Consider the following 22,336-nt stretch of genomic DNA (forward strand, 5'->3'; position numbering starts at 1 on the left):
GCATCGCAGAGACCCGCGGGAGACCCACGCGCCCGACGAGGTGTTCTCCGAGATGCTGCTGGCCGCCCGCGAACTGCTCGCGGTGAGCAGCCCCCTGGACGCCGAGCTCATGGTCTCCGACATGGTCGGCGCCTGGTGGGGGCGGCGGCTGCGCCGCGGGAACGCCGAGCAGGTCCTCGGTGAGGGGCTGGTCGACTACGCGGCCAAGGCCGGCTCCCCCGCCGCGCTGACCCTGCTGATCGCGCTGGCCTACCTCGGCACCGCCCGGCAGGCCGCCAAGGCCGAGGGCGCGGCGCTGGCGCTCATCGAGCGCGACGTGGCCAGACCCCGCTGGGCCGACCGGCTGGGCGCGGTGAAACCCACCGGCTGCTACGTCTCCCGTGACGCCTACGGCGACCAGGACACCGTGGTCTGCACCTTCGGCTACCGGAGGGCCGACAGCGGCGAGGACCGGCACGCGCTGGTCATGGTCGTCGACTACAACATGCGGGGCATCGCCCGTGACGCGTGGGTCTCCTCCCACGTCGACAAGCTGCTGGAGCAGGCCAGGGCCGAGGCCGAGGCGAACCCGATGCTCCGCTTCGAGGAGATCGAGCCCCAGCAGGCCCGAGCCCTGCTGGAGTCGGCCATGAAGGCCACCGCCGAGTACGGCGACCGCAAGACGGCCGCGCCGGTCAGCGACAGCTACAGCGCCTATCACGCCTTCGCCCGCTCCCGGATCAAGGCGCTGCCCCCGGGCCGCAAGCGTCCGGCCCCGCTGCACAGCGAGGCCCCCTACAGCCGCGACCGCCGGGCGATGCTGGCGGCGGAGTTCCTCTCCTCGGACGCGGCCGAGCACCTGTCGGATCCCTCGGCGGCCTCCCGCTGCGCCGACCACATCATCGACTACGGCTGCGACCAGGACTTCGGCCGCCCGCTGCGGGTCAGCCCGACCAAGTGCGAGACGTTCCTGCTCGACTGGCTGCCGCGCAAGGTGATGCTGAGCCCCGCCGAGCAGGAGGCCGTGCCGTACGTCCTGTCGGCGTGGGCGCGCTTCACCGCGCCCCGCACCGGGCTCTCCGAGGAAGGGCTACGCGCGACGCTCGACGGCATCTGGGAGGCCACCGCGCGTTTCCCGGAGACCTACCGCGATCCCACGACCTTCGGGCTGGACCGCGGCCTGGTGGAGCGGCTGCTCCCGGACGGCGACCTGTCCGCGCTGGCCCGGCGGGTGTTCGCCTTCCCTTTCCTGCAGGGCGAGCACGGCGAGGTCAAGCTCGACCTGCTCAACCCCGCCGACGAGGGCGACCGGCGGATCCTGCTGGAGATCGACCACGCCGGCGAGCCCGGCCGGTTCGACCGCGACGAGCACCTGGCCTGGCACGAGGAGATCGCCGCGCGGCTGTGGGAGGGGGATCCGCCGCAGCTGTGGGAGGCGGCGCAGCGGCTGCTGGACCTGGGCCACGACCGGCACGAGGTGCTGCACGTGCTGATCGAGATCGCCGAGCGGATCGGCGACGATCCGGAGGAGCTGGCCACCGCCCTGGACGACATCGCGGACATCCCCGACGAGCCCCCGCTGTAGGCGAGCGCCGTGGTGATCGATCTCAACGCCGACCTCGGCGAGGGCTACGGCATCTGGCGGCTGGGCGACGACGAGGCCCTGCTCGACGTGGTGACCAGCGCGAACGTCGCCTGCGGCTTCCATGCCGGTGATCCGCTGACCATCCGCCGCACCTGCGAGGCCGCGGTGGCCCGGGGGGTGCGGATCGGGGCGCAGGTCTCCTACCGGGACCTGGCCGGGTTCGGCCGCCGCGAGATGGAGGTGGATCCGGAGGAGCTCCGCGCCGAGGTGCTCTACCAGCTGGCGGCGGTGGACGGCGTCGCCCGCGCGGTGGGGGGCCGCGTCTCCTACGTCAAGCCGCACGGCGCGCTGTACAACCGCGCCTGCCGGGATCTCGAGCAGGCGGAGGCGGTCGCGGCGGCGGTCGCCGACTACGACCGGGGCCTTCCGGTGCTCACTCTGCCCGGCTCGGCCGTCCACGGGGCCGCCGCCCGCCACGGGCTGGTCGCGGTCGCCGAGGCCTTCGCCGACCGGGCCTACACCGCCGCCGGGGCGCTGGTCCCCCGCCGCTCCCCCGGCGCGGTGATCCACGACCCGGACGCGGTCGCGGCCCGGGCCGTGCGCATGGCGACCGCCCGGGCGGTCGTGGCCGCCGACGGCTCCGAGGTCCCGGTGGACGCCCGCTCGATCTGCGTGCACGGCGACACCCCGGGCGCCGTACGGCTGGCGCGGGCCGTCCGCGACGCGCTGGTGGCGGCCGGGGTCGCGCTGGAGGCCTTCACGTGAGCGGAGGCCCCCACATGAGCCCGCCGGACGGTGTGCGCATCCGGCCGGCCGGGGAGCACGGACTGCTGGTGGAGACCGGATCGCTGGAGGCCGCGCACCGTCTGGACGCGCTGCTGCGGGCCGACCGCCCGGCCGGGGTGACGGAGATCGTGCCCGGTCCCGCCACCGTGCTGGTCGTCGCGCCGGGCGCCGATCCGGACCGGCTCCGGCCCCGCCTGGCCGCGGCGGCGCGGGCCGCGCGCGCCCCGGGCCCGGCCGCGGTCGCTCCGGGGCGCCTCGTGACGGTCCCGGTGGTCTACGACGGCGCCGACCTGGACGACGTGGCGGCGCTGAGCGGGCTGACGGCCGGCGAGGTGGTGGAGCGGCACACCGGGCGGGAGCTGGTGGTGGGCTGGCTGGGGTTCGCCCCGGGGTTCGCCTACCTCACCGGCCTGGACCCCGTGCTGCACGTGCCGCGGCTGGCCACTCCGAGGACCGCGGTCCCCGCCGGGGCGGTGGCGGTCGCGGGCCCCTACTCCGCCGTCTACCCCTCGGCCTCCCCGGGCGGCTGGCGGTTGCTCGGACGGTCCCCGACACCCGTGTGGGACGTGGCCGCCGATCCGCCCGCCGTACTGACGCCCGGCACCCGGGTCCGCTTCCGGGCGGTCGCCGGATGAGGGCCCGGCCCGTGCGCCCGGCGGCCTCATGATCGAGGTGGTCGCGCCGGGCCCGTACGCCACGGTGCAGGATCTGGGCCGTCCCGGTTACGGCCACCTCGGGGTGCCCCGCTCCGGCGCCGCCGACGCGCCGAGTCTGCGGCTGGCCAACCGCCTGGTCGGCAACCCCGAGGGCGCCGCCGGGATCGAGCTGACCTTCGGCGGAGCCGTGCTGCGCTTCCTGGACGGCGGGTGGGCCGCGCTCACCGGCGCCGTCTGCCCGGTCGCCCTGCCGGGCGGTTCCGCCGGGATGTACGCGCCCTTCTGGGTCCCCGCGGGCGGTGAGCTCCGGATGGGCGCCCCGGCGACCGGTCTGCGGACCTATGTCGCGGTCCGGGGCGGCGTCGACGTCCCCCCGGTGCTGGGCAGCCGGTCGGCGGACTCGCTCTCCGGCCTCGGCCCGGACCCCCTCGCGCCGGGCCGGATATTGCCGGTGGGACCGTCCGCCGACCTGCCGCCGATCACCGTGGACGCCGCGCCCCCTCCGGGGGACGCCCCCGGCGTCCTGCGGGTGCTGCCCGGTCCCCGGGACGACTGGTTCGCCCCGGGGGCGCTGTCCGCCCTGTGCGCGGAGCCGTACGAGGTGAGCCAGGACAGCGACCGCGTCGGCGTGCGGCTGGTGGGCGCCCCGCTGGAGCGCGCCCGGAGCGGGGAGCTGCCGAGCGAGGGCGTGGTGGCGGGGTCCCTGCAGGTGCCGCCCGACGGGCGGCCGATCGTGTTCCTCGCCGACCACCCGCCGACCGGCGGTTATCCGGTGATCGCGGTCCTCACCGCCGGCGGTCTCGCGGCGGCCGCGCAGCTGCGCCCGGGTGACCGGGTCCGCTTCCGCCTCTGACGGCTCCGCCGTTCCTCTCCCCCGGTTCCGTTATGTCCGGAAACCCTTTATCGTCATAGTGACGATTAAGGAGACGGCATGACGCTCGCAGAATTCCTCGACCCCCTCCTCCAACCGGTGTTCACCATCGCCGGAGCCCCGACCAGCGGGGCCGAACTCCTGGGCTTCGCCACCGGGATCCTCACGGTCTGGCTGGTGGCCCGCCAGAACATCTGGAACTGGCCGATCGGCGTCGTCAACGTGATCCTGCTCGGGCTGGTCTTCCTCGCCGTCGGCCTGTACGCCGACGCCGCCCTGCAGGTCGTCTACGTCGCGCTCGGCCTGTACGGCTGGTGGCAGTGGCGGTACGGCGGGGTGGGTCGGACCGCACTGGCGGTCCGCACGACCGGGCGCGCCGAATGGGCGGCGCTGACCGGCTGCGGCGTCGCCCTCGCCGCGGCGCTCACCTTCGTCCTCACCGCCTGGACCGACTCGACGGTGCCCTTCTGGGACGCCCTGACCACCGCGCTGTCCCTGATGGCCACCTACGGGCAGACCCGCAAGCTGGTGGAGTCGTGGTGGCTGTGGATCGCGGCCGATCTGGTCTACATCCCGCTCTACGCCTACAAGGGCCTCTACCTCACCAGCGCCCTCTACGTGGTCTTCCTCGCCCTCTGCGTCTCGGGCCTGCTGGCCTGGCGCAGGGCCCTGCCGGTCCGGCCCGTCCCGGTGACGGCATGACCGCGGACCTCCCCCGTTTCGCCCACGGCCTGGTGATCGGCAAGTTCTACCCTCCCCACGCGGGCCACCACCACCTGATCGACACCGCGGCTGAGCGGTGCGCCCGGCTGAGCGTGGTGGTCGCCGCCTCGACCGCGGAAAGCGTCCCGCTGGCGCTGCGCGTGGCCTGGCTGCGCGAGGCGCACCCGCAGCCCGGGGTGACGATCGCCCCCGTGGTCGACGACATCGAGATCGACTACGACGATCCGGAGGTCTGGTCGGCGCACGTCGAGGTGTTCCGGCACGCGCTCGCCCTGGCGCACGGAGAGGTTCCGGCCGTCGACGCGGTCTTCTCTTCCGAGGAGTACGGCCCGGAGCTGGCCCGCCGGCTCGGCGCCGTCCACGTCGGCGTCGACCCCGGCCGGGAGCGCTTCCCGGTGAGCGGGACGGCGGTCCGCTCCGACCCCGTCCCGTACTGGCGGTGGCTCTCCCCCGCGGTCCGCGGCCACCTGGCCCGCCGCGTGGTGGTCGTCGGCGCGGAGTCCAGCGGGACCACCACCCTCGCCAGGGAGCTGGCCGCCCACTACGCCGCCCGGGGAGGCCCGTGGGCGGGGACCCGGTGGGTGCCCGAGTACGGCAGGACGTACTGCGAGGAGAAGCTCGCCCTGGCACGGCGCCGGGCCAAGGCCGCCGGGCTGCCCGAGCCGTGGCTCGACGACCTGGAGTGGGAGTCCGCGGAGTTCGCGCTGATCGCCGAGCGGCAGTTGCTCTGGGAGGACGCCGCCGCCCGCGCCGGGTCCCCGCTGCTGGTGTGCGACACCGACGCGTTCGCCACCGCGTTGTGGCACGAGCGCTACCTGGGGTCCCCCGGCGCCGTGTCCCCGCGCGCCCGGCACGACCTGTGGATCCACACCTCGGTGGAGGGCGTGCCGTTCGAGCAGGACGGGTGGCGGGACGGCGAGGCGGTCCGGTACCGGATGGACGCGCGTTTCCGCGAGGAGCTGGCCGCGCGCGGACTGCCGCACCTGGTGATCTCCGGACCGCCGCGCACGCGGCTGGAGCAGGCCGTCGAGGCGGTCGACGGGCTGCTCGCACAGGGATGGGCCTTCGCTCCGCCGCTGTGAGAGCCGCTGTGAGAGCCGCTGAGAGAGCCGCGGTGAGGGACCCCTGCGAGGAGCCGCGGTGAGGGACCGGTCCCGGCCGGTCGGACCGGGTACCGGCGGAACCGGACGCCCGCGGGGCGGATGCGTCGGACGCTATCGGTTCAGCAGGGTCTTCACCCGCTCGATCTCGGCGGCCAGTGCGGCCGCCGGGACGTCCGCGAACAGCTCCGCGGCGATCTCGCCGTGCTTCGCCTCCCAGACGCCGGCCACCCGGCCCCGGTGGACCACCACCGGGGAGATCCAGCCGGCCGCGCGGCTGACTCTGGCCCTGATCTCCCGGGGCAGGAGCGGTTCGAGATCGCGGGGGGCGCCGAGGATGTACTGGTCGAAGCCGGGAAGCAGGTGCACGCCGCCGGCGGGCGGCGTCGCGGCCAGCTCGTCGAGGTGCTCGGCGAGCAGGACCATGGGGCGGCCTTCGACCTCCACCTCGGCCAGCTCCGGGGCGAGGTCGCGGAACCAGCCGCGCAGGGCCGCCTTGCGGGCTCCGCCCCGGTAGAGCCAGGTGTCGAAGGTCTCCGGAGTGCCCGGGCCGTGGGCGCCGAGGAAGGAGCGGACCAGGACCGCGCCGCCCTCCTCCGGGGAGGGGAGCGCGGCGGGCCAGCCGGGCACGTGGTCGCGGGGGGAGGCGAAGGTCACCCTGCCCTCCCGGGGCGGCCCGTAGCAGAGCTCGCCGAGGAAGCTGAGCGGCTTGAGCAGCGCGCCCCACCCCGAGGTGAGCGCCTCCGCCAGGTGGCCGTCCCCGGTGAGCCCGATGACGGCCTCGACCAGTTCCTCCCGGGTGAGGGTCCGGCCGTCGAGTGCTCTGGGGACCGCGTCGAGGATCGCGGCCGTCTCCGCCGCGGTGACCCCATGGCCGCGCTGCCAGGATCCCTTGTCCCAGTGGCGGAACGAGCCGAGGACCGCGGCGTGGGCGGGCAGTTCGTCGGCGGCGACCAGGTGGAGCGTGCCGCGCGCCGTCCAGGTCTTGACCAGCGTGCGGTCGCGCCACAGGGCCTCGTCGATCTCGCCGCGCCGCGGGTCCGCCCGCCGTACGGCGACGGCGAGCTCCGCCGAGGAGGCCACCTGGGCCTGCACCCCGCTCAGCCGCCGGACCACCGACACCGCGTCCGGCGCGTCCGCCGGGTCGACGAACTGCCGTCTCAACCGCCACGCGAGCACCTGGGGCCAGGTCACCTGGAGAGTCATAGATCATTTCTACACCCGGGCACCGGCGGCGCCGGAGCGCCCGGGTCACCCGGTGAAGCCGATGTCCTGGTAGCGCAGGTCGTAGAAGCCGCGGGCGCCGAGGTTGGCGATGGTCTCCTTGGCCGCGACGTTCTGCGGGCGCTGGTAGAGCGGGAGCACGTTGACCGCCTGCCAGATCAGTTTGTCGGCGGCGTTGGCCTTGGCGACGGCCTGGGCCGGGTCCAGCTCGGCGGTGGCGGCGTTCATCGCGGCGTCGATCTCCTTGGAGCCGATGCGGCCGAGGTTGGCGTTCCACTGCAGCTCGCCCTTGGAGTCCTTGGTGGCGTCGGCGTACTGGCCGTAGCCGCTGGAGACCGGGAAGGGCGTGCCGACGTAGGAGAACGCGGTGATGTCGTAGTTGCCGGGGATGATGTACTTGGTGAAGTAGTCGTCGCTGGGCACCGACTGGAGGGTGACCTTGACGCCGATCTGGGCCAGCATGTTCTGCGTCAGCTCGGCCTCGGACTTGGTGAGCTGCAGGCCGGACGGAGCGACGAAGCGCAGGTTCAGCTCCTTGCCGTCCTTCTTGCGGACCTGACCGGAGAGCTTCCAGCCGGCCGCGTCGAGCAGCTGCTTGGCCTTCTCGGGGTTGTAGACCCCGATCTGCCCGGCGTTGTCCTGGTAGCCGCCCTGGGTGTTCATGAAGAAGTGGTTGTTGAGCAGGACGATCGGCCAGTCCAGGCCCTGCAGGTCGGACTGGGCGATGACCTGGCGGTTGACGCCCATCGCCACGGCCTGGCGGACCTTCACGTCGGAGAGCGCCGCGCTCTCGCCGTTCATCGTCAGGTGCCGGAAGTCGGGACCGGCCGCCTGCCGGACGACCGCGTTCGCGGTGCCCTTGGCCCGCGCGTAGTCCGGCGCGGAGGGCCCGACGTCGAAGGTGTCCAGCTCGCCGTTGCTGAAGGCGCCGACCAGCGCGTCGCTCTCCAGCGCCCGGAAGACGATCTGGTCCAGCTTGGCCCTGTCCCCCCACCAGGCGTCGTCCCGCTTGATCGTGATGGTCTTGGCCGTCTGGTCGAACGCCTCGAACGTGAACGGGCCCGCGGTCACCGGCATCTTGTTCACCCAGGCGTTGTTGAAGGCCTCAGGGCTGCCGTTGGTGCTCCTGGGGTAGAGCGGGATGAACAGCGACTGCCAGTCGCCGAAGGGCTTGGCGAAGGTGATGACGGCCTCCTGGTCGTTCCGGCCCTTCTTCACGCTCTCGATGTCCTGGTAGCCGGTGGTGGTGGCGACGCGGTAGTCGGCGTTCCCGCCGTTCATCGCCTTCCACTGGGCCTCGTAGTCCTGCCAGGTGACGGCCTTGCCGTCGGACCACTTGGCCTTCGGGTTGAGCGTCAGCGTGACGACCTGCTTGGGGGCGGTCGCCGTGACCTTCGCGGCGGTGACGTAGTCGGGATTGACCGAGATCTGGCCCTTCTCGTTCGAGCGGAAGGCCGAGGGCATGAGCGCGTCGGTGACCTTCTTGACCATCGCGAGGTTGCCGTCGACGTGGTTGAGGTTCCAGTTGGTCGGATACTCGTTGAGCCCCCAGCGGAGCAATCCGCCGTCCTTGACCTGGTCGCGCGCGACCGGGTTGATGTCGTATGCCTTGACCGAGGACGCCGGGGCGCCCGGTGACCCCCCGCTCTGCCCTCCCCCGCCGGGCCCGGTCTGCCCGCAGCCGGCCAGAGCCGGTGAGCACGCCACGGTCAGGACGGCGGCGAGCACGCCCATGCGCCGGACAATCATCACGGTTCCTCCTGGTTCATACGACTTTGATCTTCTCGGCGTAGTGGCACGCGGCGCCCTGGTCCTCGTCCAGCACCCGGACCGCGGGCTCCTCGTCCACGCACCGCTCCCGCTCTCCGTCGGACAGGACGTCGCGGAACTTCGGGCAGCGGGTGCGGAACCGGCAGCCCGAGGGCGGGGCGGCCGGGCTGGGCAGGTCGCCTTCGAGCAGGATCCGGACCCTGGAACGTTCCTTCTCGGGGTCGGGCAGCGGGATCGCCGAGAGCAGCGCCTGGGTGTAGGGGTGCATGGGGGTGTCGTAGACCCGGTCCACCTGGCCGATCTCGGCGATCCTGCCGAGGTACATGACCGCGATCCGGTCGGCGATGTGCCGGACCACCGACAGGTCGTGCGCGACGAACAGGTAGGACAGGCCGAGCCGGTCCTTGAGGTCCTCCAGCAGGTTGATCACGCCCGCCTGGATGGAGACGTCCAGCGCCGAGACCGGCTCGTCCAGCACGATCAGCCTCGGCTCCAGCGCCAGCGCGCGGGCGATGCCGATGCGCTGGCGCTGACCGCCGGAGAAGTCCTGCGGGTAGCGGGCCGCGTGCTGCCGGTCCAGTCCGACCAGCGTCAGCAGTTCCCGCACGCGCGGACCCGGATCCCTGACCCCGTGCGTGCGCAGCGGCTCGGCGAGGATGTCGTGGACGGTCATCCTGGGGTCCAGCGAGGCCAGCGGGTCCTGGAAGACCACCTGCATGTCCCGGCGGACGGCCAGCCGCTCGCGGGAGGTCATCGCGGCGGTGTCGCGCCCCAGCACCGTGACGGTGCCGCGCTGCGGCCTGGCCAGCTCCAGGATCTCCATCAGCGTCGTCGTCTTGCCGCAGCCCGACTCGCCCACCAGCCCGAGCGTCTCGCCCTCGCGGATGTCGAAGCCGATGCCGTCCACGGCGTACACCGTGCCGACCCGGCGCTTGAAGACCGCCCCCTTCATCAGGGGGTAGTGCCGGATGAGGCCGTCCACCTCCAGCACCACCCCGCGCTCGCCGCGCGGCACCGGCGGGCGCCGCTCACCGGCGCCGGCCCCCGGCGCGGCGGGACGGCCCGCCCGCCCGGCCCCGCTCCGGGCGTAGACCTCGCCGGGCGGTATCCGCCCCTCCTCGATCTCCCCGGCGCGGATGCACGCGGCCCGCCGGTCGCCGGGGCCCACCGGCTCCAGCGGCGGCTCGGCCGCGTCGCACGCGGGGACCACCAGCGGGCAGCGCGGCGCGAACGGGCAGCCCGGGGGGAGCGCGTCCGGCGACGGCGGGTTGCCCTCGATCGGGACCAGGCGCCGCCGTCCCCCCAGGTCCAGCCGCGGGACCGAGCCGAGCAGGCCGATGGTGTACGGCATGCGCGGGCGGTAGTAGACGTCGTCGACCGACCCGGTCTCGACGGGCCGTCCGGCGTACATGACCAGGACCCGGTCGACGAACCCGGCCACCACGCCCAGGTCGTGCGTGATCATCACGATCGCCGCGCCGGTCTCCCGCTGCGCGGTCTTGAGCACCTCCAGCACCTGCGCCTGGATGGTGACGTCGAGCGCGGTGGTCGGCTCGTCGCAGATGATCACGTCGGGATCGTTGGCGATCGCCATCGCGATCACCGCCCGCTGGCGCATGCCGCCGGAGAACTCGTGCGGGAACGCCCTGGCCCGCTGGGCCGGGTTGGGGATGCCGACCAGGTCGAGGAGTTCGACGGCCCGCCGGTCCGCGGCCTGCCCGCTGACGTCCTGGTGGATCCGGACGGCCTCGGCGATCTGGTCGCCGACCCGGTAGACCGGGGTGAGCGCGGAGAGCGGGTCCTGGAAGACCATCGAGATCGTCTTCCCGCGGAAGGCGGTGAGCCGCTTCTCGCTCGCGCCCAGGATCTCCTGGCCCTTCAGCCGCACCGAACCGGTGACCCGGGCATGCGGGGGCAGCAGCCCCATCACGGCCAGCGAGGTCACCGACTTGCCCGAGCCGGACTCGCCCACGATGCCGAGCACCTCGCCGGGGCGGAGCGCGTAGCCGACCCCCCGCACCGCGTGCACCGCGCCGGGACCGGAGCCGAAGGTGACGTCGAGGCCGGTGACCTCCAGGACGGGATCGCTCATCGGTTCCTCCTCGCGGTGGGGTCGAAGGCGTCGCGCAGGGAGTCTCCGACCAGGTTCACCGCGAGCACGGTGACGATCAGGAGCCCGGCGCAGAACCAGAACGTCCAGGGAGCGTAGACCGCCGTCTTGGCGCCGTCGGCGATGAGGCTGCCCATGGAGACGTCCGGCGGCTGGATGCCGAAGCCGAAGTAGGACAGGGAGGTCTCGGTCAGGATGGCCGCGCTCACGTTCAGCGTGGCGTCCACGATCAGCAGGGACGACAGGTTGGGGATGACGTGCCGGAAGATGATCTTCATCGGGTGCACGCCCATGAACCGGGCGGCGTGGATGAACTCGCGCTCCTTGAGCGAGATGGTCATGCTCCGCACGATCTTCGAGGTGACCATCCACAGGAACAGCGCCAGCATCAGCACGAACAGCAGCCACTGGCCCTCGGCGAAGAGCGGCGACATGATCGCCAGGATGAGGAAGGCCGGGAGCACGAGCAGCAGGTCGGTGACCCACATCAGCGTGCGGTCGGTCCAGCCGAGGAAGTATCCCGCGAAGGCGCCCACCACCGCCGCCAGCCCGGTGCCGACCACCGCGGCGAGCAGTCCGACGATCAGCGACTTCTGCATGCCGCGCAGCGTGACCGCGTACACGTCGGCGCCGGTCTGCAGGGTGCCCCACCAGTGCTCGGCCGAGGGCGGCGCCAGGAACGCCGAGAAGTCCTTGTCGGTGTAGGACCACTTGTTCAGGTGCGGCCCCGCGAACGCGAGCAGGAACATCGCCACCAGCAGCGCGAACCCGATCCGCCCCTGCCCCGAGCGGAAGAACCGCCCCGCGACCACCTTCAGGCGCGACGGGGTCCCGATCTTCTCGACGCCCGCCAGTTCTTCGGCGTGCTCCTCGTCGGCGATGCTCATCTACCCCACCCGGACCCGCGGGTCGAGGACGGCGTGCAGCACGTCGGAGGCGAGCGAGGCCACCAGCACCGCGAAGGCCGCGAAGCAGCTGATCGCCGCGACGCTGTTCACGTCGTTGGTGTAGATCGAGTTGACCAGCTGCTCCCCCATGCCGTGCCAACCGAAGATCTTCTCGGTGAAGGTCGTGCCGACCAGCAGCGCGCCGAAGGTGAACGCGAAGTAGGTGACCGCCGGGATCAGCGCGGTGCGCAGCGCGTGCTTGATCAGCGCGGTACGGCGGCGCAGGCCCTTGGCCATCGCGGTGCGGATGAAGTCCGCGCCGAGCACGTCCAGCATCATGTTGCGCTGGTAGCGGCTGTAGACGGCGATCAGGCCCAGCGACAGCGAGATCGTCGGCAGGATCAGGTGCTGGACCCGGTCGACCGCCTGGGCCCAGAACCCGCCCGTCGACCCGGCGGAGAACTCGCCGCTGACGTACACGATCGGCTGGGGCAGCAGTCCGTTGACCCAGACCGCGGCGATGATCAGCATGTTGGCGAGCACGACCGTGGGGATCGCGAGCACGAAGAAGGAGGCCCCGGTCGACACCCGGTCGAACGCGCCGTACTGCCTGACCGCGGCGTAGGCGCCGACCAGCACCCCGGTGACGCTGCCGAGGACCAGCCCGATCGTGATCAGGCGGAGGGTGACGCCGAGGCGGCGGGCCAGGTCCTCGTTGACCGGGCCGCCGGTCACCATCGTGCCGAAGTCGCCGTGGGCGACGCCCCCCGCCCAGGTCAGGTAGCGCTCGAAGAGCGGGGTCTTGTCGTTGAGGTTGAGCTCGGTGAGCCGGGCGTCGACGACCGCCGGGGGGATCGGCGGGTTGCGCCCCTCGTAGTTGGCCCGCGGGTTGAGCGCTCCGGCCGCCAGCATGTAGGCGAGGCTGGTGGCCACGACGATCAGCACGACATAGTTGAGCAACCTGCGGAAAAGGAATCCCGCCATCGCCCTCCCTCCGGAGCACTCTGCTGTCTGTGGCCATACTGCTACATGATGTAACCACCAGAACGCATAGAGTCCCCAATCGGGGTCCGATCCCGGCCGGATGCCGTATTGATGGCGACGCTGCGCGCCGCGGCTCAGGGGCCGGTAACCGCCGTCTTCCCTCGTCACGTGCTCGCTCCGCTGCGCGCGCTCCTCAGTCCAGACGACGGAGCCCCCTCGCGGGTTTCACGGCGACGCTGCGCGCCGCGGCGCAGGGGTGGCGGGGCAGACCCGGGTCAGCGACCGGCGAGTTCGTCGACGGCGGCGCGCACGTCGACGCTGGTGATCGTGGTGAGGTCCGCGGCGCTGGTGGTCCCGCCGAGGGCGGCCAGGCGCACGTCGCGACGGAGCGCGGCGCGCTCGTACAGCGAGCGGGCGAAACGGCCGTTGCCCAGGCCGTCGATCAGCCCGTCCTCGCAGACCCAGGTGAAGACGTCGACCAGGTCGTGGCGGGCGGGGGCGTCGAACCGGTCGCCCGACCGCTCGGCGAGCAGCTCGGCGATCCCGGTGAGCTCGACCGGCGTGTAGGAGGGGAACCGCACCCGCTGGTTGAACCGGCTGGACAGGCCCGGGTTGGTCGCCAGGAAGGCGTCCATCTCCCGTTCGTATCCGGCCAGGATGACCACCAACCGGTCGCGGTCGTCCTCGGCCCGTTTGAGCAGCGTCTGCACCGCCTCCGCGCCGAAGGCGTCGCCGCCGGCGTAACCGCCGTTCACCAGGCTGTAGGCCTCGTCGACGAAGAGCACCCCGCCGAGCGCCCGGTCCACCAGCTCGTTGGTCTTGATCGCGGTGGCGCCCAGGTGCTGGCCGACCAGGTCGGCCCGCTGCGCCTCCACCACGTCCGGGCGCACCAGCAGGCCCAGCGCGGCGAAGACCCGGCCGAGGACGCGGGCCACGGTGGTCTTGCCGGTGCCCGGCGGCCCGGTGAAGACGAAATGCCGCATCTGCGGCGGAGTGGGCAGGCCGCGCTCCTGGCGCATCCTCGCCATCCGGAGCTGGGCGGCGATCGCGTGCACCTGCCGCTTGACCGGTTCCAGACCGGCCATGCCGTCCAGCTCGCCGAGGGCCTCCTCCAGGGTCGGAACGGCCTGGTAGTCCTGGTAGCGGGCGGTGAGCCCGTCGAAGGCCTTGGCGATGTCCGGCCCGGTGACGGTCACCAGGTCCTCGGGGGTGGGCGAGCCGCCGGCGCCGACCACCCGTACGTCGCGCGCCTGCGCCGCCGCCTCCACCAGGCTCCGCACGAACCGGGCGTTGCCCAGCTCGTCGACGATGCCCCGGCGGTGGAGGTCCTCGAACCTGGCCAGCAGGACGGGCCGCGCCTCCTCGGCCATCCGGTCGCCCCGGCGCGCCTGCAGCAGCCCGGTGATCTCGGCCAGTTCCCCCGCCGAGTAGCCGGGGAAGCGGACCCGGGTCGCGAACCTGCTGGACAGACCGGGGTTGGAGGACAGGAAGGCGCCCATCTCCTTCTCGTAGCCGGCCAGGATGACGATCAGCCGGTCGCGGTCGTCCTCGGCCCGTTTGAGCAGCGTCTGCACCGCCTCGGAGCCGAACCGGTCGGGCTGGCCGTCACCCGAGTTGATCAGGCTGTAGGCCTCGTCGACGAAGAGCACCCCGCCGAGCGCCCGGTCGATCAGCTCATTCGTCTTGATCGCCGTCGCCCCGAGGAACTCCCCCACCAGGTCGGCCCGCTGGGCCTCCACCACATAGGGCGTCTCCAGCAGGCCGAAGGCGTAGAAGATCTTCGCGACGGTCCTGGCCACGCTGGTCTTCCCGGTGCCGGGCGGGCCGACGAAGACGAAGTGGCGCATCGGCGGGTCGGTCGCGTAGCCGACCTCCCTGCGCAGGCGGGAGGCCTCGATCGAGGCGGCGATGGAGCGGACCTGCTCCTTCACCGGAGCCAGGCCGACCATGCCGTCCAGCTCGCCGAGCGCCTCCTCCACCGAGACGGGCGGCGGCTCGGCCCGCTCGGCGGACCGCTGCGGCGGCGGTCCGCCGTCCCTGAGCCTGACCCGGACCGGCTGCTCCGCGGCCGTCGCCCTGGCCCTGGCCTGGCGGGCCTGGACCAGGCGGTAGACCAGCACGGCGGCGGCCGTGCCGTACGCGGCCCACAGGACGACGGTGGACGGGAACCCGGCGAGGACGAGGACGAGGGCGATCACTCCCGCGCCGGTCAGCGCCGCCAGCGTGGTCAGCCACGGCGGGACCCAGCTGATCAGGTGCGCGGCCCCCGCCGCCGGCAGGGCCAGGAGCATCAGCCCCAGCGGGATCCACGACTGCGGGAAGCGGCTGTCGAGCAGGCTCGTCATCGTCAGCCAGGGCGCCGCCACCGCCACCGTGGCGGCGGCCCGCGGGAAGCGCAGGGCGAGCGTGACGAAGCCGAGCAGGGCGAGCGTGAGGAGGAAGGCGGCGACCGGCTGCCAGCCCAGGCCCAGTGCCGTCCCGACCGCCCCGGTCAGCACGGCGAGGTGGATCAGCCTGCGCTTCCCCGGTGAAAGCTGGAAATAGCGCAGTCGCACCTGTTCGAACAGGTCCCGCGCCGCAGCCCGCCCCGCCGGCCTGGCCCTGTCGGAGTCCCGCATCACGCCTCCCCGGTCTGCCCCCGGTTATACCGCACCGGGACGGGATTTGGGCGTGTCCGAGCACCGCGCGCCGGACGGGCCCGCGCCGCCCCGGTCCCGGCCCCGGTCCCGGCCCCGGCCCCGCCACCGGTCGCCGCCGCCGGTCGCCGCCGCCGGTCGCCGTGCGGATTCCCATGCGGATTCCGCCGGGCCGTTCACCCGTCGCGGAGGCGGTCCGGGTGGCGACCGGGGTACCGCCCGACCACGACGTGCTCGGGCGTGACCCGGAGCGTCTCGGCCTCGGCGTCACCGGTCGCGATGCCGCGCACCTCGGCCCAGAATCCGCGTTCCGACGGGTCGGTGACGAACACCGCCACCCTCGGATCGCGTTCGGCCGCGTCCCACGCGTCACCGGCGGCGACCAGGCGCAGCTCCCCGGCCGGGCCGACCGAGCCGACCGCGCCGACGGCCAGCGCGCGCGACCCCGTCCGGCCCGCGAAGGCGAGGATCACCCCGCGCGCGGAGGTGAAGGCGTGCCGCACCTCCCCGCTCAGGCGCACCGGAGGCCGCGCGTCGCCGGCCGGGTGGCGGCCGCGGCCGTCGCTCATGACCAGCGAGGCCCGCCGTGGTCCGGGCGTGCCCCTCCACCATGCCCGGACCGACCTGACGGCGTAGGCGGCCACCGCCGCCGCCAGCGCCCCGGCCGCCGCCTGCCACATCAGGCGGACCGGCCGGTCGGGGAACCCGAGGAGCGCCGCGGCGGCCGCTCCGCCGAGCGCGAGCGAGGCCGCCGCGAGGAGCGCCAGCGCCCCGGCGAGGCAGCGGTCCGCGGCCAGGATCCCGCGCAGGTGCGGGGCCAGGCCGCCGTCCCGGCGGGCCAGGGCCAGAGCGAGCGGTACGGCCGGCGCCCCGAGGCCCCAGCGGGGATCGTCCAGGACCTCGGCGGCCGCGGCGACTCCGGCCAGGACCGACCACGCGCGCCCCGCCACGAGCCAGAGCGTCACCCCGGTGTCGCGCCCGGCCGCGCGGTCCCCGCCCGCCGCGGAGAACTCGGCGAGCGCCCGCACCGGCCGGCCCCGCCACGCCTCGGCCAGCGTCCGGGCGACGAGCAGCGCGACGCCGTTGAGGAGCACCACGCCCGCCGGAGCCGTCCACGGGCCCGCCGCGGACCCGGACGCCACCGCGGCGCCCGCCGGGACGCCCACCGGGATGCCCGCCGGCAGGCCCGGCAGCGTGCCCGGGAGGGTGGCGACCGCCGCGACGTAGGCGGCGACCGCCACCGGCGCGGCCGCGACGGTCAGACCGAGCCACACGTCGCGGGCGAGCATCGCGGGGACGTAGGCCCAGAGCCCGATCCTGCGGGCCTGCCGGAGGGTGATCGCCAGGACCGCGGCGGGCGCCGCCGCGGCGGCGCAGATCCTCGCCCCGGAGGTGAGGCCGGGACCGAGGGCGACCGCGACGGCCGCGAGGAGGGCCGCGGCGAGCAGGATCCGGGTCTGCCGCGACCACGTCTCCAGGGCCCGCCGGGTCCGGCCGGTCTCCCGGGGGTCGACCGGCCAGGCGGGGTCGTGGTGGTTGCGGTGCCGCTCCCAGCGCAGGAACGCCAGACCGAGGTTGACCCTCGCGGCGGGGTGGTCGCCCGCCCTGCGCAGCGCGGCCCGGTAGGCGGCCCGGGCCCGGCGGTGCTCACCGCGCAGGAGCGCGAGGTCGCCCGCGAGCACGTGCGGGTCGGGCTCGTCGGGGGCGTAGCGCACCGCCCGGGCGGCCTGCGCCCACGCCTGCGCCCACCGCCCCGGGATCCGGCGGAGGGCCGAGCCGAGGCGCAGCCGCGCCGCCCAGGATCCCGGAGCCAGCCGTACGGCCTCCTCGGCGGCGGCCACGGCCTCCGCATCGCGGCCGAGCCGTTCGAAGGCGAGACTGGCCAGACGGTAGCCCCAGCCGGCGGCGGGCCCGTCCGGGGTGTCGTGCTCCACCGCCCGGCGCGCGGCCTCCAGCGCCGCCTCCGGCCGGCCCCGCTCCAGCCGCTCCAGGGCGGCGGCGCACCACCGGTGCGGATCGTCCGGGTCCGGCGGGGCCGGGGCCTCGACGAGGTCCCGGCCACCGGAACCGCTCACCACGACGGCTCTCGCACCTGGCGCTGACTCCCCACGACCGCCATGGTGCGGGGAGGACCACCGTTTGCCTAGACGCCGGATAGAGGGGTCTATCTCTCTAGAGAGGTCGCGGCTTCCCCAGGAGGAGTGGCCTATTTCATCCTGAATCAATCATTCAACGCGACCCGTCCACGCCGGCCGATGGCCTAAGCTGCCACGCATGTTCGCCCGGGCAGGCACCCCCGCCAGCCGCGCATGAGCGCCATGGGGGTCGCCGCCGTCACCAGGCGCGCCGGGACCGGCACGCGCTCATCCGGGACCGGCCGCTGGTCGGTCCTCGCCCTGCTCTGCCTGAGTCTGCTGCTCATCGCGGTGGACGCCACCGTGCTGCACGTCGCGGGCCCGGCCCTGACCGCGGCGCTCGACCCGGACTCCGTGCAGATGCTGTGGATCGTCGACGGCTACTCCCTGGTGGTCGCACCGCTGCTGCTCACCTTCGGCACGCTCGGCGACCGCCACGGGCGCAGACGCCTGGTGCTGGCCGGCTACGTGGTGTTCGGGGTGGCCTCGGCCGCCGCCGCGTTCGCCCCCACGGCCTCCGCGCTCATCGCCGCGCGGATGCTCCTCGGCGTCGGCGGAGCCATGATCATGCCGGCCACGCTCTCCATCATCCGGCAGGTCTTCACCGACCGCCGCGAGCGGGCGATCGCCCTGGGGGTGTGGAGCGCGGTCGCGGCGGCCGGAGCGGCGACCGGGCCGCTGCTCGGCGGGCTGCTCGTCGAGCACTTCTGGTGGGGCGCCGTCTTCCTGATCAACGTGCCGATCCTGCTGGCCCTGCTGCCCGCCGCGGCGCGCATCCTGCCGGACTGCCGGACCCGCGCCGGGCAGCCGTGGGACGCGCCGAGCGCGCTGCTGTCGGTCCTGGGCATCCTCGCGTTCGCGTTCGGCCTGAAGGAGGCGGGCGCCGGCCACCCGGAGGGGGCGGCGGTCTTCCTGGGCGGCGTCGCGCTGCTGACCTGGTTCGTGCGCCGGCAGCGGCGGCTGGCCGTCCCCCTGGTGGACCTGAGCCTGTTTGCGCGGCGGTCCTTCTCCGTCGGGGTGGCCGCGGTGCTGCTGACCGTCTTCTCCCTGGTCGGCCTCCAGCTGATGCTCGCCCAGTACCTCCAGCTCGTGCTCGGCGACAGCCCGCCCGGAGCCGCGGTCCGGATGCTGCCGCTGATGGCCGCCTCGGTGGCCGGCGGCCTCGCCGGCGCGCACCTGCTGCGGCGGCTCGGACTGCGCCTCACGATGGGCGGCGGCCTGGCGCTGACCGCGCTGTCGCTGGCCCCCACCCTGGCGTGGGGGACCGAGGAGCACCCGCTGGCGCTCGCGCTCTGCTTCGTCGGCATCGGCTTCGGCATCCAGGTGGCGCTGCTGGCCGCCTCCGACACGATCATGTCCTCGGTCCCCGAGTCCCAGGCGGGCGGTGCCGCCGCGATCGAGGAGACCGCCTACGAACTCGGCGCCGGACTGGGCGTCGCGGTGCTCGGCACGGTCACCACCGCCGTCTACGCCCCTTCGCTGCCCCCCGTCGAGGGCGTCTCCGCCGGGCTGATGGAGCGGGCCCGCCAGTCCCTGGCCGCCGCCGGAGCCGTGGCCCAGGAACTCGGCGGTCCGCACGGGGCCGCCCTGCTGGCCCGGGCCCGGGTCGCCTTCGTCGCCGGGCTGCACTCCACGATCGTCGTCAGCGTGCTGCTGCTCGGCGTCACCGCCGCCGCGGTGGCGTTCCTGGTGCGTGGGTCCGACGACCCCGGCCCGGACTGACCGGGTCCGGATGATTGCCGGTCGCGGCTATGGGCAAGAGCCGCGGACCGGACCAGAATGAGGAGCCGTGCGACAAACCCTCCATGACATCGCCGCTCTGGCCGCCAGGCTGGGCGTCGGCGGGATCTTCTTCGCCAACGGCTGGGACAAGCTGGAGGCGGGCCTGACCGCGACCGGCCTGCAGTTCGCCACGCTGGGCGCCCCGGCCCCGGGGGTCTGGGCCGCGACGACCATGCTGACGGAGCTCATCGGCGGGGCCCTGCTGGTGGCCGGCCTGGCCGTACCCGTCTGCGGGCTGCTGCTGTTCGCCGAGGCCGTCGCGGTGTTCGTGATCGCCAACGGCGACCAGGGGCTCCCGCTGACCGGCGGCGAGGTGAACCTGATCGTCGCGCTCGGCGCGGCCTCGGTGCTGCTGGCCGTCAACGGGGCCGGGCGTCTGTCGGTCGACCACATGGTGGTGATCAAGAGGCGTGAGGCCGAGGCCGCGGAGGACTTCGCCGCCGACTCCGAGGCCGACGACGTGCTCGCCTCGCTGCGCGAGCCGGAGGCGTCCGCCCCGGGCGCGGCTCCCGCTCCGGCTCCGGGCGCGGCCCCGGGTGCGGCGGTACGGCGGCCCGGCCCGGGCAGATCCCGCGCCTCGGAGGCGCCGGACGTCCGGGGGACCGCGGGCGACGGCGCCGGCGAGACCGCCGGGCCCGCCCGGCCGCGGGGCCGCCGCCGGGACGGCGGCGACGGCAGGAGCAGAGGCGGCGGAAGCGGCGACGGCGGCGAGGACGCAGGCACCACCGAGCGGCCCGCGCCCGGCAAGCGGGGGGACGTCCTGGTGGCCAAGGAGGAGGACGCCTCGGCGGACGGTTGACCCGGCACCGGCCCGGCGGGGAGGCGGCGCCGGACCTCTCGCCCGTCCTCCGCCCGGCCGCGGGGCGGCGGTCCGTCATCTCACATCATGATCCGTCCGGTGCGCGATCGCTGATCTTGCCGCCACAATGTCCGACATGCGACTACCCGGCTGGTTCGCCGAGCGGGCGGAGCCCGCTCCCTCCGAGGGCGAACTGCGCGTCTCCACGATCGAACTCTTCTTCGACCTGGTCTTCGTCTTCACCGTCACCCAGCTCACCGGGCTCGTGGCCGACGGCATCCAGGAGGGCCGGCCTTTCGAGGGCGCCCTCCGGGTGCTGCTGGTCTTCGGCGTCCTGTGGTGGATGTACGCGGGCTACGCCTGGCTCACCAACGCGGTCCCCCCGGTCCGGCCGGCCCGACGGGTGCTGATCCTGCTCGGCATGGCCGGCTTCCTGATCACGGCACTGGCGATCCCGTCTGCCTTCGACGGCGACGGCCCGGCGTTCGCGGTCGGCTACCTGCTGCTGATCCTCGTGCACGCGGGGCTGTACCTCCAGTCGACCGCGGCCATCTCCCGGGTGATCCCGTTCAACCTCGGCGGGGTCGCGCTGATCGGCCTGGCCGGCCTGGTCGGCAGGCCGTACGACCACCTGCTCTGGGGCGCGGCGGTGCTGCTGCTGTGGGCAAGCCCCTACTTCATCGGGCAGAAGGGCTTCGAGCTGCGGGCCGGGCACATCGTCGAGCGGCACGGGCTGCTGGTGATCGTGGTGCTCGGCGAGTCGATCGTGGCGCTGGGCATCGGCGCCGAGGGGCTCCACGTCGGTCCCGCCCTCGGCGTGACCGCGGCGCTCGGCCTCGCGCTGGCCGCCTGCCTGTGGTGGGTCTACTTCGGCGGAGACGACGAGACGCGCGCCGAGCACGTCCTCGCCGAGGCCGAGCCGGTACGGCGCACCCGCCTGGTCCTCGGCGCCTACTTCTACGCGCACATCCCGATGCTGCTGGGCGTCGTCGCGGTCGCGGCCGGGGTCAAGAAGGCGATCGGCCATCCGATCGACCCGCTCAAACCCGCGGCCGCCGCCACCCTGGCCGTCGGCGTCACGCTCTTCCTGGCGGGCAGCGCCTGGTTCCGCCGGGTGCTGGGAATCGGCGGCAACCACCTGCGGATCGCCGGGGCGCTGGCCGCCCCGGTGAGCGTGGTCCTCGGTCTCTGGTCGGCCGTGGCCCAGCTGATCGGCCTGGTCGCCCTGGTGGCTGCGGCGGTCGTCCGCGAAAGGCGCCCGGCCGCGGTCTCCCCGCCCGTCCGCTGACGCCGGGACTCCCGCGTCCCGGAACCCACCACGACCGCGCCTTCACAACCGCGCCCGGAGGCGGCGCCGCCGACGTCCCCGAGACGGCGTCGCCGGCGGGCCTACCGCCGGGCGGTCTTCGCCACCCCCTGCCGCAGGCCCTGCTGCACCGGGATGTCGGCCCGGTCGACGATCGTGCTCTCCCCCTCGCTGCGGGCGCAGTGCGCGCAGCAGTACCAGCGCCGGTCGGCCTCGACCCCGTGTCCGACGATCCGGACCCCGCAGTGCTCGCAGATCGGCGCCATCATCTGGATCGCGCACTCGAAGCAGTCGAAGGTGTGCACCGCCCCCTGGGCGTGCACCTCGAAACTCATGTCGTAGTCGTTCCCGCAGACTTCGCACTGTGCCATGTTTCCCCCCGAAAACTCGTGGCGTTTCCCGGAGGGGTCTACCCAGAACCGCACATCCGACGCGCCGGTCCGCCGTCACGGGGAGTGAGAACGGAAAGTCCCGGAGTCACGAAACCCATTGAACCCGGACGCGTCACACCTATAGGTTTGCCGCCGTGGACGCCACGGAAGCCGCCAGGCAAGCGGTTGCCAATCGCACGTCAAGCGGGAGCGGCCATAGTCGAGGGCGAGGAAAGGGGCCGATCATGCGACGCATCAGGATCACCCGGCCGCGCGGCCGCCGCCGCCCCACCCGGACGTCCGACCTGGACCTCAGGTCGCCGTCGGGGCGACGGCTCCCCTACTGACAAGATCTTTACGGTCGTCTTATACGATTAAGTGCATAGTGCGCATAACGGAACAATCACGCCGGGGGGCTCAATGAAGAGGCTTGTGGCCGTGCCGCCGTACGTCACGCGACTCAAGATCCGGGACATCCGTTCCGGAACGCGCCGCAGGACGAGCGGTGATGCCAAGGTCGTCGATCTGCGCGCCTACACGGGCCGGAACGTCGTCCGTCTCCCTCTCGCGAGCGGGCCCACTCCCGCGGCCTGAAGCGGATCGCGCCACGACCCGAGCAATCCGGAAAAGAC

The 22,336-nt window shown here is 73.8% G+C and carries 17 protein-coding genes; 9 read left to right on the plus strand and 8 right to left on the minus strand.

Annotated features, from left to right (window positions below):
• Window positions 1-52 precede the first annotated feature (52 nt).
• From HS045_RS00520 to HS045_RS00545, 6 genes are all read left to right on the plus strand, one after another.
• A complete protein-coding gene (locus HS045_RS00520) occupies window positions 53-1,564 on the plus strand; it encodes a hypothetical protein (RefSeq protein ID WP_230883556.1) in 1,512 nt (503 codons plus the stop codon).
• Window positions 1,565-1,573: 9 nt separating this feature from the next.
• On the plus strand, window positions 1,574-2,329 hold the full coding sequence (locus tag HS045_RS00525) for a LamB/YcsF family protein (RefSeq protein WP_196449212.1): 756 nt from the start codon (window positions 1,574-1,576) through the stop codon (window positions 2,327-2,329).
• A gap of 14 nt (window positions 2,330-2,343) precedes the next feature.
• Window positions 2,344-2,985 (plus strand): allophanate hydrolase subunit 1, encoded by a 642-nt coding sequence (locus HS045_RS00530; RefSeq protein ID WP_196449213.1) that lies wholly within the window; start codon window positions 2,344-2,346, stop codon window positions 2,983-2,985.
• 28 nt (window positions 2,986-3,013) lie between these two features.
• Complete coding sequence (locus HS045_RS00535; RefSeq protein WP_196449214.1) at window positions 3,014-3,859, plus strand: biotin-dependent carboxyltransferase family protein; 846 nt, start codon at window positions 3,014-3,016, stop codon at window positions 3,857-3,859.
• A gap of 78 nt (window positions 3,860-3,937) precedes the next feature.
• Window positions 3,938-4,579 (plus strand): nicotinamide riboside transporter PnuC, encoded by a 642-nt coding sequence (pnuC, locus tag HS045_RS00540; RefSeq protein WP_196449215.1) that lies wholly within the window; start codon window positions 3,938-3,940, stop codon window positions 4,577-4,579.
• Window positions 4,576-5,682 carry an AAA family ATPase gene (locus HS045_RS00545; protein WP_196449216.1) on the plus strand — a complete coding sequence of 369 codons (1,107 nt, stop codon included), beginning with the start codon at window positions 4,576-4,578 and terminating at the stop codon, window positions 5,680-5,682. Before pnuC ends, HS045_RS00545 begins: the two co-directional genes overlap by 4 nt.
• Window positions 5,683-5,814: 132 nt before the next feature.
• Here HS045_RS00545 and HS045_RS00550 read toward each other — a convergent pair whose 3' ends face one another.
• The 7 genes from HS045_RS00550 to HS045_RS00580 form a co-directional block, all read right to left on the minus strand.
• Window positions 5,815-6,906: a winged helix DNA-binding domain-containing protein gene (locus HS045_RS00550; RefSeq protein ID WP_196449217.1), complete on the minus strand. Its 1,092-nt coding sequence runs from the start codon at window positions 6,904-6,906 to the stop codon at window positions 5,815-5,817.
• Between the two features lie 45 nt (window positions 6,907-6,951).
• The gene (locus HS045_RS00555) at window positions 6,952-8,673 is read right to left on the minus strand and encodes an ABC transporter family substrate-binding protein (protein WP_230883558.1); all 1,722 of its coding nucleotides are present in this window, start codon (window positions 8,671-8,673) and stop codon (window positions 6,952-6,954) included.
• 16 nt (window positions 8,674-8,689) lie between these two features.
• Window positions 8,690-10,786, minus strand: a complete 2,097-nt coding sequence (locus tag HS045_RS00560; RefSeq protein ID WP_196449219.1) for a dipeptide ABC transporter ATP-binding protein — start codon at window positions 10,784-10,786, stop codon at window positions 8,690-8,692.
• Complete coding sequence (locus tag HS045_RS00565; protein ID WP_196449220.1) at window positions 10,783-11,691, minus strand: ABC transporter permease; 909 nt, start codon at window positions 11,689-11,691, stop codon at window positions 10,783-10,785. Before HS045_RS00565 ends, HS045_RS00560 begins: the two co-directional genes overlap by 4 nt.
• A complete protein-coding gene (locus HS045_RS00570) occupies window positions 11,692-12,675 on the minus strand; it encodes an ABC transporter permease (protein ID WP_196449221.1) in 984 nt (327 codons plus the stop codon).
• 275 nt (window positions 12,676-12,950) lie between these two features.
• Window positions 12,951-15,293, minus strand: a complete 2,343-nt coding sequence (locus HS045_RS00575) for an AAA family ATPase (RefSeq protein ID WP_196449222.1) — start codon at window positions 15,291-15,293, stop codon at window positions 12,951-12,953.
• A 194-nt stretch (window positions 15,294-15,487) separates the two neighbouring features.
• Window positions 15,488-17,386, minus strand: a complete 1,899-nt coding sequence (locus tag HS045_RS00580) for a hypothetical protein (protein ID WP_230883372.1) — start codon at window positions 17,384-17,386, stop codon at window positions 15,488-15,490.
• A 234-nt stretch (window positions 17,387-17,620) separates the two neighbouring features.
• On the opposite strand from HS045_RS00580, the gene HS045_RS00585 reads away from it, so the two are divergent.
• The 3 genes from HS045_RS00585 to HS045_RS00595 all read left to right on the plus strand — a co-directional run bounded on the left by HS045_RS00585 (window position 17,621) and on the right by HS045_RS00595 (window position 21,315).
• Complete coding sequence (locus HS045_RS00585; RefSeq protein WP_230883373.1) at window positions 17,621-19,168, plus strand: MFS transporter; 1,548 nt, start codon at window positions 17,621-17,623, stop codon at window positions 19,166-19,168.
• 67 nt (window positions 19,169-19,235) lie between these two features.
• Complete coding sequence (locus HS045_RS00590; RefSeq protein WP_196449224.1) at window positions 19,236-20,027, plus strand: DoxX family protein; 792 nt, start codon at window positions 19,236-19,238, stop codon at window positions 20,025-20,027.
• A 136-nt stretch (window positions 20,028-20,163) separates the two neighbouring features.
• The gene (locus HS045_RS00595; protein ID WP_196449225.1) at window positions 20,164-21,315 is read left to right on the plus strand and encodes a low temperature requirement protein A; all 1,152 of its coding nucleotides are present in this window, start codon (window positions 20,164-20,166) and stop codon (window positions 21,313-21,315) included.
• A gap of 101 nt (window positions 21,316-21,416) precedes the next feature.
• Here the strand turns inward: HS045_RS00595 and HS045_RS00600 are convergent, their stop codons facing one another.
• Window positions 21,417-21,704: a hypothetical protein gene (locus HS045_RS00600; RefSeq protein ID WP_196449226.1), complete on the minus strand. Its 288-nt coding sequence runs from the start codon at window positions 21,702-21,704 to the stop codon at window positions 21,417-21,419.
• Window positions 21,705-22,336 lie beyond the last annotated feature (632 nt).

It is taken from the genome of Planomonospora sp. ID82291 (assembly GCF_015711645.1).
GTDB lineage: Bacteria > Actinomycetota > Actinomycetes > Streptosporangiales > Streptosporangiaceae > Planomonospora.

Bases quoted from the DNA above. Each gene is read 5' to 3' on its own strand.
- HS045_RS00560 (WP_196449219.1), bottom strand. From the start codon at position 10,786: ATGAGCGATCCCGTCCTGGAGGTCACCGGCCTCGACGTCACCTTCGGC.
- HS045_RS00565 (WP_196449220.1), bottom strand. From the start codon at position 11,691: ATGAGCATCGCCGACGAGGAGCACGCCGAAGAACTGGCGGGCGTCGAG.
- HS045_RS00595 (WP_196449225.1), top strand. From the start codon at position 20,164: ATGCGACTACCCGGCTGGTTCGCCGAGCGGGCGGAGCCCGCTCCCTCC.
- HS045_RS00575 (WP_196449222.1), bottom strand. From the start codon at position 15,293: ATGCGGGACTCCGACAGGGCCAGGCCGGCGGGGCGGGCTGCGGCGCGG.
- HS045_RS00570 (WP_196449221.1), bottom strand. From the start codon at position 12,675: ATGGCGGGATTCCTTTTCCGCAGGTTGCTCAACTATGTCGTGCTGATC.
- HS045_RS00545 (WP_196449216.1), top strand. From the start codon at position 4,576: ATGACCGCGGACCTCCCCCGTTTCGCCCACGGCCTGGTGATCGGCAAG.
- HS045_RS00530 (WP_196449213.1), top strand. From the start codon at position 2,344: ATGAGCCCGCCGGACGGTGTGCGCATCCGGCCGGCCGGGGAGCACGGA.
- HS045_RS00600 (WP_196449226.1), bottom strand. From the start codon at position 21,704: ATGGCACAGTGCGAAGTCTGCGGGAACGACTACGACATGAGTTTCGAG.
- HS045_RS00535 (WP_196449214.1), top strand. From the start codon at position 3,014: ATGATCGAGGTGGTCGCGCCGGGCCCGTACGCCACGGTGCAGGATCTG.
- pnuC (WP_196449215.1), top strand. From the start codon at position 3,938: ATGACGCTCGCAGAATTCCTCGACCCCCTCCTCCAACCGGTGTTCACC.
- HS045_RS00550 (WP_196449217.1), bottom strand. From the start codon at position 6,906: ATGACTCTCCAGGTGACCTGGCCCCAGGTGCTCGCGTGGCGGTTGAGA.
- HS045_RS00585 (WP_230883373.1), top strand. From the start codon at position 17,621: ATGAGCGCCATGGGGGTCGCCGCCGTCACCAGGCGCGCCGGGACCGGC.
- HS045_RS00555 (WP_230883558.1), bottom strand. From the start codon at position 8,673: ATGATTGTCCGGCGCATGGGCGTGCTCGCCGCCGTCCTGACCGTGGCG.
- HS045_RS00520 (WP_230883556.1), top strand. From the start codon at position 53: ATGCTGCTGGCCGCCCGCGAACTGCTCGCGGTGAGCAGCCCCCTGGAC.